General features: G+C 43.5%; 9 protein-coding genes and 3 pseudogenes. 7 read left to right on the forward strand and 5 right to left on the reverse strand.

All coding sequences use genetic code 11. The features are described from left to right. Positions 1-133: 133 nt before the first annotated feature. Positions 134-367: pseudogene (locus tag O9323_RS05155) on the reverse strand (hypothetical protein); the annotation flags it as partial. Between the two features lie 153 nt (positions 368-520). Between O9323_RS05155 and O9323_RS05160 the strand changes: the two are divergent. Further along, on the forward strand, positions 521-694 hold the full coding sequence (locus O9323_RS05160) for a hypothetical protein (protein ID WP_002739017.1): 174 nt from the start codon (positions 521-523) through the stop codon (positions 692-694). Between the two features lie 11 nt (positions 695-705). Here O9323_RS05160 and O9323_RS05165 read toward each other — a convergent pair whose 3' ends face one another. Further along, the gene (locus tag O9323_RS05165; RefSeq protein WP_002750839.1) at positions 706-1308 is read right to left on the reverse strand and encodes a chromophore lyase CpcT/CpeT; all 603 of its coding nucleotides are present in this window, start codon (positions 1306-1308) and stop codon (positions 706-708) included. Positions 1309-1385: 77 nt separating this feature from the next. Beyond that, positions 1386-2411: pseudogene (locus O9323_RS05170) on the reverse strand (cyanophycinase). Between the two features lie 220 nt (positions 2412-2631). On the opposite strand from O9323_RS05170, the gene O9323_RS05175 reads away from it, so the two are divergent. Then, complete coding sequence (locus O9323_RS05175) at positions 2632-3780, forward strand: substrate-binding domain-containing protein (RefSeq protein ID WP_193977007.1); 1149 nt, start codon at positions 2632-2634, stop codon at positions 3778-3780. Positions 3781-4194: 414 nt separating this feature from the next. On the opposite strand, the gene O9323_RS05180 is transcribed toward O9323_RS05175, so the two are convergent. Further along, positions 4195-5424 (reverse strand): site-2 protease family protein, encoded by a 1230-nt coding sequence (locus O9323_RS05180; RefSeq protein ID WP_193977006.1) that lies wholly within the window; start codon positions 5422-5424, stop codon positions 4195-4197. Between the two features lie 63 nt (positions 5425-5487). On the opposite strand from O9323_RS05180, the gene ruvA reads away from it, so the two are divergent. The 4 genes from ruvA to O9323_RS05200 all read left to right on the forward strand — a co-directional run bounded on the left by ruvA (position 5488) and on the right by O9323_RS05200 (position 7877). Further along, on the forward strand, positions 5488-6117 hold the full coding sequence (ruvA, locus tag O9323_RS05185; protein ID WP_002739332.1) for a Holliday junction branch migration protein RuvA: 630 nt from the start codon (positions 5488-5490) through the stop codon (positions 6115-6117). Between the two features lie 316 nt (positions 6118-6433). After that, positions 6434-6919, forward strand: a complete 486-nt coding sequence (gene apcA, locus O9323_RS05190) for an allophycocyanin subunit alpha (protein WP_002744263.1) — start codon at positions 6434-6436, stop codon at positions 6917-6919. Positions 6920-6998: 79 nt separating this feature from the next. Then, the gene (gene apcB, locus O9323_RS05195) at positions 6999-7484 is read left to right on the forward strand and encodes an allophycocyanin subunit beta (RefSeq protein ID WP_002738786.1); all 486 of its coding nucleotides are present in this window, start codon (positions 6999-7001) and stop codon (positions 7482-7484) included. A 189-nt stretch (positions 7485-7673) separates the two neighbouring features. Beyond that, on the forward strand, positions 7674-7877 hold the full coding sequence (locus O9323_RS05200) for a phycobilisome linker polypeptide (protein ID WP_002739162.1): 204 nt from the start codon (positions 7674-7676) through the stop codon (positions 7875-7877). Between the two features lie 52 nt (positions 7878-7929). Here O9323_RS05200 and msrB read toward each other — a convergent pair whose 3' ends face one another. Continuing rightward, positions 7930-8346: a peptide-methionine (R)-S-oxide reductase MsrB gene (gene msrB / locus O9323_RS05205; protein ID WP_288124776.1), complete on the reverse strand. Its 417-nt coding sequence runs from the start codon at positions 8344-8346 to the stop codon at positions 7930-7932. 271 nt (positions 8347-8617) lie between these two features. Here msrB and O9323_RS05210 point away from each other — a divergent pair. After that, positions 8618-8788: pseudogene (locus tag O9323_RS05210) on the forward strand (photosystem II q(b) protein); the annotation flags it as partial.

Consider the following 8788-nt stretch of genomic DNA (forward strand, 5'->3'; position numbering starts at 1 on the left):
TTAAATGTTTCAGGATATACTCCACAAAAGCGTTTAAACTCTTCTGGATTCAAATTTTTTACTTTTTCGTAAGTCATGGTTTTTCTGAGTGTTTTACTTTATTGTACATAATCAGTTCCTATTTTTGCAGGAGGTCTACTATACCCGTTCCCGATCGCCGTTGGGGAATCGGAGCGGCATTTTCCCCGCGGATGGATATTCCTCGGACCTGACTTTCAAGGCGCTCAACTCGATTGCGGAGACTAATTAACTCCGATCTTACCGCCGTATCCGATTGTGCCTTGCTGGCATTAACAAAACTCAGTATTAGCAAAAGGGAGATAATCAGAGTTAAAAAGCCATAAAAAGAGATTTTAGCTAATTTCATCGATTTTACCTCCTATCTATCTTACCCAACTTAATGTTAAGAAACGTGGCTAAATCTAAAGCTTGATTGCAATTCCGCCCCCGGGTGATTAGTTGCTCAAAAGAGGATGATAAGGTAAAAAACACGATTTTGTCGAAATTTGGCCTTATCTCTATGTATAAAAACTCAGATAAAGATTTTCTCGGAGCAGCAATCACCGCCGGTTTAGGTGCGGGAATCGTCACTTCTTTTGCCGTCAATCAAGGACAAGACATCGGTACAGCTTTAGGAATTACCGCTTTAGCGGCTGTTTGCGGTGTTATCTGCCGTCATTTTGACCTAATGTGATGCAATCTTCCTCACACCTCCAATTCTGCCGAAAAATCCTGTTTTTTCTCGTATTGATAGGGGCCGAGCAGAGCGCCCCAAATTCCCTTACCAGTGCCAGGATCTAGACCTTTATCGTAGGTTTTTAGGCTATGACTCGTCACCTCGAAACCTAAAGCCACCTGATAGGTTGTACCCTCATAGGTGAATTGACAGTGCTGTTCCGGTTGCGGTTGGGCGATAAACTGGTATTGATTATCAGCGAGAGTATTGACTTTGACCGATAAAGTGCAGGTATGCAGAAAAGTTAGGTCTTCTAAGCTAATTTTTCGCAAAATATCGGGATTTTTGCCCGCACCTTGCACGGATTTCAGGTCATTAAACATATAGTGCCTAACCTCTAACCCTCCCGATTCCGAGCGCGTTAATCGCCACAGTCGCGGTCGGTAGGGTTGGTCTAAATTGATGATACTGGCCTGTTCGGCAAAAAGCGCGATGCTGTCTTCCCGAAATAAAGGCAACGGACGCAACCATAAACGCAGGTGAACGTACCACACCGGTTCTGCTTGCGCTTGCCGTTGATTTTCAAATTCACCCGCGAGATATCGACCAAAAGTGATTAATTCAGGGGTCATAGCTCAAAAAATTCTCCTTATTGCCTCAAAATTAATCCTAACACCCATAGAAATCACTTTTTTGACAAAAATGACCTTCAGGCTACTGGAACCCGCTTAAACCCTGCCATTCCCCCTTTAGTGTACCAATATTCCCAGCCACCGCCAGCCGCACTAGACCAATCCTTGAGGTCAAATTCACCGCTGCCGGAGGGGGTTCCTGCGATGCGATAGACTTTCACCGCTTGACCGTTGTTATTCCAGATTAAAGGCCGATCCGGCTCCATCTGTTCGGGTAGAGTCCCGTTAGTTTGCAGAAAATAGGCATCTTGTCCCTTATCGGTGCCGTTGCCATAGACTTTGGCGATACCATGCTCATCGATCGCCAGAAAAGCACCTTCTTCTAAACCGATAGCGTAGGCAGGTAGTTGATTGTGATTATCGTGTACATTACGGGCTAAAAAACCAAAAAGGCGACCATATCTTGTTTCGGGATGATCTTGATTGAGTCGATCCAAATGGGTATCTGTCACCACTTTTTTGAGAAAAGGAACCCGAATAAAATCACTCCGATAGAAGTCTTTGGTGTTGAAGTGAAAGGGATTATTTAATATTTCTGAACTCAGTACTCCTTCGTGAGTGGGCGCATAGTAAAAATCCCCCAGAATAGCCATTCCTGCGCTGGTTCCCGCCACGGGAACTTTTTTGTCGTTGATTAGATAATTGATCGCTGTTTCCACCTTTGTGCTTTCCCACAAATCCTCGTACTAATTTTGATCACCACCGGCAAAAAAAAGGATATCGGCATTACGAATATATTCGATAACATCAGGATGATTCGCCCCTTCACGACTATCAATTGATAGTTCCGCTGCCGAGCCGATCAGGGAGGGATAATTGTCGCAAATCCAATCGGCTTGACCGCCAAGATTGCCAAAGCGCAACACTAAGTAATTACCGCCTTTAGCCCGATTCAATAACCATGTGGTCGCTTGATCTTCTCCTAATTTACCTCCTTCCGCTCCCCCGATTAATAAAATACCCGATTGATGTTTTACCGACTGAAAATTGGCTTGTCCACAACGACAAGAATAATGGAAATCTCGATCATGATTGTTTGGCATAGTCTTATACCCTCTCCCCTTAGCTTACTCCTTCTATCCTAGCTTTAACTAGGACAAAATCAGAGTTTTATACCATAAAAGTTAACAACAAAGCCTCTATATGGCTGAAATCGGTAGCGGCAAAACTCCCTAGTTTACATTTTGTTAAAAATCGTCCTATAATAATTCAAGGCTAGAAACTGGCAATTATTACTGTTAAAGTTGAGAATCGGCGGGCGATATGTTAAATAGACGTTCTTTTTTGCAAGGATTAGGTACAATCGCCTTAGCGGGGGGTTTAAATGGCTGCGCTTCCGGAAGCGGCGAGCCGAGCATTTTTCTCCTGTCCGGTTCGATTCCGCCGCGATTACTAACAGATTTTCAGAAAACTATTGCCGAAAAAAAAGTAAATTTTCAGTCGGAAAGGCAGCTGAAAGAGCTATTAGAATTATTGGAAAAATGGTTAAACAATCAGGGGCAACCAACCTCACAATTTTCGTTTCCTATCCCTTTTAGGGAACAAAACCCAGCCATGGGTAATTTAGTCACCCTAGGAGATGCTTGGCTAGGAAAAGCGATTAGCAACGGTTTAATTCAACCCCTAGATACTTCTCAACTCTCTAATTGGTCAAAACTGCCCCCCCGTTGGCAAGAAAATATGACTCGCAATGCTCAAGGACAACTGGAAACAGAGGGAAAAGTCTGGGGTGCGCCCTACCGTTGGGGAATGACAGTAATTGCCTATAATGAGAAAAAATTCGCTCAATTTGACTGGCGGCCACAGGATTGGTCCGATCTATGGCGACCGGAATTAACCAGTAAAATTGCCCTAATTGATAATCGTCGCGAAGTCATCGGTTTAACCCTAAAAAAATTGGGTTATTCTTATAATTACAGTGATTTAAAACAAGTTACGGGACTAAAAGACCAGCTATTCGCTTTACAAAAACAGGTAAGATTTTATAGTTCTCAACATTACTTACAACCCCTAATACTCGGTGATGTCTGGCTGTCTGTGGGTTGGTCTAATGATATTTTACCAGTGAGCGATCGCCATAATAAAATTAAAGTTGTTGTCCCCAAATCTGGCACTTCTCTCTGGTCAGATGTGTGGGTAAAACCAGTTTTAACTACTCCTAATTCTCTTGTCCAGCAATGGATTGATTTTTGTTGGCAACCAGAATCCGCTAATAAAATTTCTTTATTTACCTCTGGATTATCACCCCTAATTCTCACTGAAAATCCCGATCAAATTCCCCCAGATATTAGAAATAATCCTTTACTTGTCAATCCAGAAGCAGTCAAAAAAAGCGATTTTCTCAACCCTTTATCGCCAGCAACCGAGCAAGAATACGAGCAATTATGGCAAGCAATACGACAGTCAGTATAGTCAGGAGATACTAGACAAAATTCTGCGGGTTGACTCTTTGTGTCCTCTGTGCCTCTGTGGTTAAAAAATGCTTATTGCCTGATCTCGAAATCAGACCAAAAAGGAATAGTTTTAAAGTAACAGTAGATACTAGGCAAAATTCTGCGATACGGAAACTTAACAAGGTATAAAATGCTCGCATTAATTACAAAACTAAGAAATTCAGAATATCTGTTTGCTTGTAAATTTGATGATGATCCTCCGAGCATTGCTTGTATATGGTTATTAACTTCTGGAGCAATTAAAGTTATATAAGCGGCGACAACAAGGATAAATCCTAGCAGATATCGATTAGACTGATTCATCAATATTAAGGTGAAAAATACATTTACCTAACTGATGACTGATAACTGATAACTGATAACTGATAACTGATTAAGCGGCTTGACTTTGGGTTTCTTGGGCGAGAAAAGTAAGGATAGAAGCTTTTTCAATTAACCCCAAAACCCTGCCGTTTTCCTCTACCACTGTCACTTGAGATAAATTTTCTCCTTCCAAAATTTTCACCACATCTAGGAGGGAAGTATTAGACAAAACCAGTTTGAGACTTTCGCTAGTTTGTAATAACTGGCCGATATTTACCTCTGTCCATTGGGAAGTGGGAATTGTTTTCAGAGCCTCTAAATTAATCACTCCTAATAGTTTACCTTCGCTATCGGTAACTAGGAATTTAGACCATTGTTGTTTACCGATAACATAATTATTAGCAAAATCGCGCAGGGTTAAATTAATCGGCACTACAGGACTATTAGGAGAGATAACATCTTTAGCACTGTAGCGACTTAGGAAATCTTGAACCTTAGCTGATTGAGCGGAAAAACCAGCATTTTGTAGGAGGAAAACGCCAATTAATAGCGTCCAAAAACTGCCAAATTGAGTGATTCCGAGAATTGATAGCGCACCGATGACAATCGCTAACCAACCAAAAAATTGACCGAAACGACTAGCGAATAAAACCCCTTTATTGGGATTACCCGTTACTTGCCAAACGATGGCTTTAAGGATATTACCACCATCTAAAGGTAAACCGGGGATTAGGTTAAATAGCCCTAGGGCGAGGTTAATATAGGCCAGGAGAGAAAGAATCGCCGCCATGGGCGCATTTAAACTAATATTGAGACCAATAATTAGGAAGATACCGAAGAGCAGTAAACTAACTAAAGGGCCGGCAATTGCTACGAGAAAAGCTTCTAGGGGAGTTTTCGATTCTCTGCCGAGAGTTGCCAAACCACCGAATAAAAAGAGGGTAATTGATTTGACTTCAATACCTTGGGCGATGGCAACAAAACTATGACCTAATTCGTGGGCAACCACGGAGGCAAATAGGAGAATAGCGGCAAAAAATCCTAAGAGCCAGGGCATAATTCCCGTTAACTGGGGAAACTGACTTAATTCTCCTCCATAGGTTAAGGTAATTAACCCCAGAACAAAGAACCAAGAAGGATTAATATAAAAGGGAATTCCAAAGAGATTCCCGACTCTAATGTTGCCATTCATTTTGTATCTTCTCCAATTGTTGGGGACTAACGCCAAGAAGATTAGGTTATCAATTACGCCATTCACTTCTGTTAACAATTGTAACAAAACTGCAAATCTCTCCGGCATTCCTTTAGGGAGTAAAAACCGTCATTGCTGTGGTTCGGTTATTTTCGTAGGAGAACTAAATTAATGATTAATTATTTACGCGGACAAGCGATCGAGGTGATCAAAACCCCCAATAACCGACTGATCTTGATTTTAGACGTAAACCAGATCGGTTACGAAATCCAAATTCCCTCGCGATTAGCCCTAGACATCGGCAAAGATAACAATGATAGTCGTCAGATTTTTACTCACCTACTCCTTCGCGAGGAGCAGCCTTTATTGTACGGTTTCGGCACCGCCCCAGAGCGAGATCTGTTTCGTCAACTGCTTTCCGTCAATGGAGTTGGAGCGCAATTAGCCCTAGCTTTAATCGATACCTTGGGGATTGAGGAACTTGTGGTGGCGATAGTGACAGGAAATACCAAAATTTTGAGCAAAACCCCCGGAGTCGGCTTAAAAACAGCAGAGAGAATCGCTTTAGAGTTAAAAACTAAATTGGCAGCATGGCGACAGCTAAAAGAAGCGACGACGACAACCACGGCAATACTACCGGCAGCGGAAATCCTCGAAGATGTGCAGATGACCCTTTTAGCTTTAGGATACAGCCGGGAGGAGATCGATCGAGCTATCGCAGTCCTCAGTCAAGATGCTTTATTTAGTAAAAATACTCAGCCAGAAGACTGGATTAAAGGGGCAATTAATTGGCTAGGCTAAATCAGTCGTCAGGAGGCAGGAGACAGGAGACAGTTTCATCTATTCTCCCCACACCCTACACCCTACACCCTACACCCTACACCCCACACCTCATACCCCACTCCGGTGCTCCTTTCTCAGGGCAAATGTTAAAAAGTATTACGAAAATAGTGAGAAGGTGAACCAGATGCCGCAAAATAGTTGCGTTAGGTCGCTCTAGCTAGGGAAGTCTTGAGACGCTGAGGCGGAAACGAGATAACTTAAGCGTAGTGACCACGACTGCTATAAAATGTCAGATTAAGTTTATTAATCTCACTTAGTTGGGAGGAATCCATCAATGAGTATCGTCACGAAATCGATCGTGAATGCTGATGCTGAAGCTCGTTACCTCAGCCCCGGCGAACTAGACAGAATTAAAGCCTTCGTTACCAGTGGTGCCGCTCGTTTACGCATCGCTGAAACCCTGACTGGCGCTCGCGAAACCATCGTCAAACAAGCTGGCGATCGCTTATTCCAAAAACGTCCTGACATCGTTTCCCCCGGTGGCAACGCTTACGGCGAAGAAATGACCGCTACCTGTCTGCGTGACATGGACTACTACCTACGTTTAATCACCTACGGAGTAGTTGCTGGTGATGTCACCCCGATTGAAGAAATCGGTTTAGTCGGTGTGCGTGAAATGTACAAATCTTTAGGAACCGACATCGGTGCCGTAGCTCAAAGCGTTCGCGAAATGAAAGAAGTTGCTACTGGTCTTATGTCTTCTGACGATGCTTCTGAAGCTTCTTCCTACTTCGATTACGTGATCGGCTCTATGTCGTAGAATAATTCCTTTGTGAATTGTTCTAGACACACCCCCCGTAAACCTCTTAAGATTAAGCAAAACCCAAGGAAGAACCACCATGCAAGACGCAATTACTTCTGTTATCAACTCTGCTGACGTTCAAGGCAAATACCTTGACGCTTCTGCTCTCGGCAAACTGAAAGGCTACTTCGCCACCGGTGAACTGCGCGTGCGCGCCGCTAGTGTCATTAGCGCCAACGCTGCCGGTATCGTTAAGGAAGCTGTGGCTAAGTCCCTGTTATACTCTGACGTAACCCGTCCCGGTGGCAATATGTACACCACCCGTCGTTACGCCGCTTGTATCCGTGACCTCGACTACTATCTCCGTTATGCTACCTACGCTATGTTAGCTGGAGATCCTTCTATCCTCGACGAGCGCGTTCTCAACGGCCTGAAAGAAACCTACAACTCTTTAGGTGTACCCATCTCCTCCACCGTTCAAGCTATCCAAGCGATGAAAGAAGTCACCGCTAGTTTAGTTGGTGCTGATGCGGGTAAAGAAATGGGGATTTACTTCGACTACATTAGCTCTGGCTTAAGCTAGAAATAACGAACTCGGACAAAATAGGTTCGGGAAGCCGAGGATGAGTGCTAGGTCTTTAAAGGCTGAATCTGTCCAAGATAGGTTTTGACGAGCTAGTATTGATCCTTGACTCCCGACCTTTGTTATTTTAGAAAAAGGCCTTCGTTAGTTTGAGCGACAAGTTTTTCAGCGATTAGGAGAAGTCAATCCATGCGGATGTTCAAAATCACCGCTTGTGTTCCAAGCCAAAGCCGCATTCGGACACAACGGGAATTACAAAATACCTATTTTACCAAACTCGTTCCCTACGATAATTGGTTTCGTGAGCAACAACGCATCATGAAAATGGGCGGCAAAATTGTCAAAGTGCAGTTAGCTACTGGCAAACCGGGAACTAATACAGGTTTACTGTAATCGGCTGCCACTAGAACTTAAAAAAAGAGGTCTTTCCAGACCTCTTTTTGCTTTAGGGATTTTTTTCAAACTGCAAAGCGGCAGAGTTGAGACAATAGCGTTTTCCCGTCGGGGGTGGACCATCATTAAAAACGTGACCGAGATGAGCATCACAGGCGGCACAAACAATCTCTGTCCGCACCATGAAAAAACTAACATCTCGCTCGTACTTAATATTAGTCTCGTTAGCAGCAGTCCAGAAACTCGGCCAACCAGTACCCGAATCATACTTGCTGTCAGAAGTAAATAACTCCGTACCACAGCAGACACATTTGTAAATACCTTTTTCCTTATTATCGTGATATTTACCAGTAAAAGCCCGTTCTGTTCCCTTTTTGCGAGTAACTTGGAACTGTTCGGGAGTTAGCTGGGCCTGCCATTCCGCCTCGGTTTTACGAACTTTTTCTACCATAGTCAGGACAACCGCCATTATGATTAAATTTCCCTTTTTAGTCTAACCTGAGTTCGAGATCTAGGTTTTTTTCATAAACATGAAGTATGACCTGATTTAGCATCGCCTTCTGACGACCTACTCCCCAAAAGGAAAACTTGGTCAGGAAACCCTATAGACTTAACATAACCTCCGCTTATCAATGGTATAAGTAACAATATCGTTAAACCCCTTTACAAACCGATACAAAGTCTTTAAGATAGAGACATCATCAATCGTACCTCGATAACTTAATAGGAATCATAAACCAATGACCACCACTCTACAACAGCGCGAGAGCGCTTCCCTGTGGGAGCAGTTCTGCCAGTGGATCACCAGCACCAACAACCGTCTTTATGTCGGCTGGTTCGGTGTGATCATGATCCCCACCCTGCTCACCGCCACCACCTGCTTCATCATCGCCTTTATCGCCGCTCCTCCT

The sequence above is a fragment of the Microcystis sp. LE19-131.1A genome, from assembly GCF_027532015.1.
In the GTDB taxonomy this organism is placed as follows: Bacteria; Cyanobacteriota; Cyanobacteriia; order Cyanobacteriales; family Microcystaceae; genus Microcystis; species Microcystis ichthyoblabe_A.

Coding starts and splice junctions, on each gene's coding strand:
- O9323_RS05160 (WP_002739017.1), top strand. CDS start 521: ATGTATAAAAACTCAGATAAAGATTTTCTCGGAGCAGCAATCACCGCC.
- apcB (WP_002738786.1), top strand. CDS start 6,999: ATGCAAGACGCAATTACTTCTGTTATCAACTCTGCTGACGTTCAAGGC.
- O9323_RS05165 (WP_002750839.1), bottom strand. CDS start 1,308: ATGACCCCTGAATTAATCACTTTTGGTCGATATCTCGCGGGTGAATTT.
- ruvA (WP_002739332.1), top strand. CDS start 5,488: ATGATTAATTATTTACGCGGACAAGCGATCGAGGTGATCAAAACCCCC.
- O9323_RS05180 (WP_193977006.1), bottom strand. CDS start 5,424: ATGCCGGAGAGATTTGCAGTTTTGTTACAATTGTTAACAGAAGTGAAT.
- O9323_RS05200 (WP_002739162.1), top strand. CDS start 7,674: ATGCGGATGTTCAAAATCACCGCTTGTGTTCCAAGCCAAAGCCGCATT.
- O9323_RS05175 (WP_193977007.1), top strand. CDS start 2,632: ATGTTAAATAGACGTTCTTTTTTGCAAGGATTAGGTACAATCGCCTTA.
- apcA (WP_002744263.1), top strand. CDS start 6,434: ATGAGTATCGTCACGAAATCGATCGTGAATGCTGATGCTGAAGCTCGT.
- msrB (WP_288124776.1), bottom strand. CDS start 8,346: ATGGCGGTTGTCCTGACTATGGTAGAAAAAGTTCGTAAAACCGAGGCG.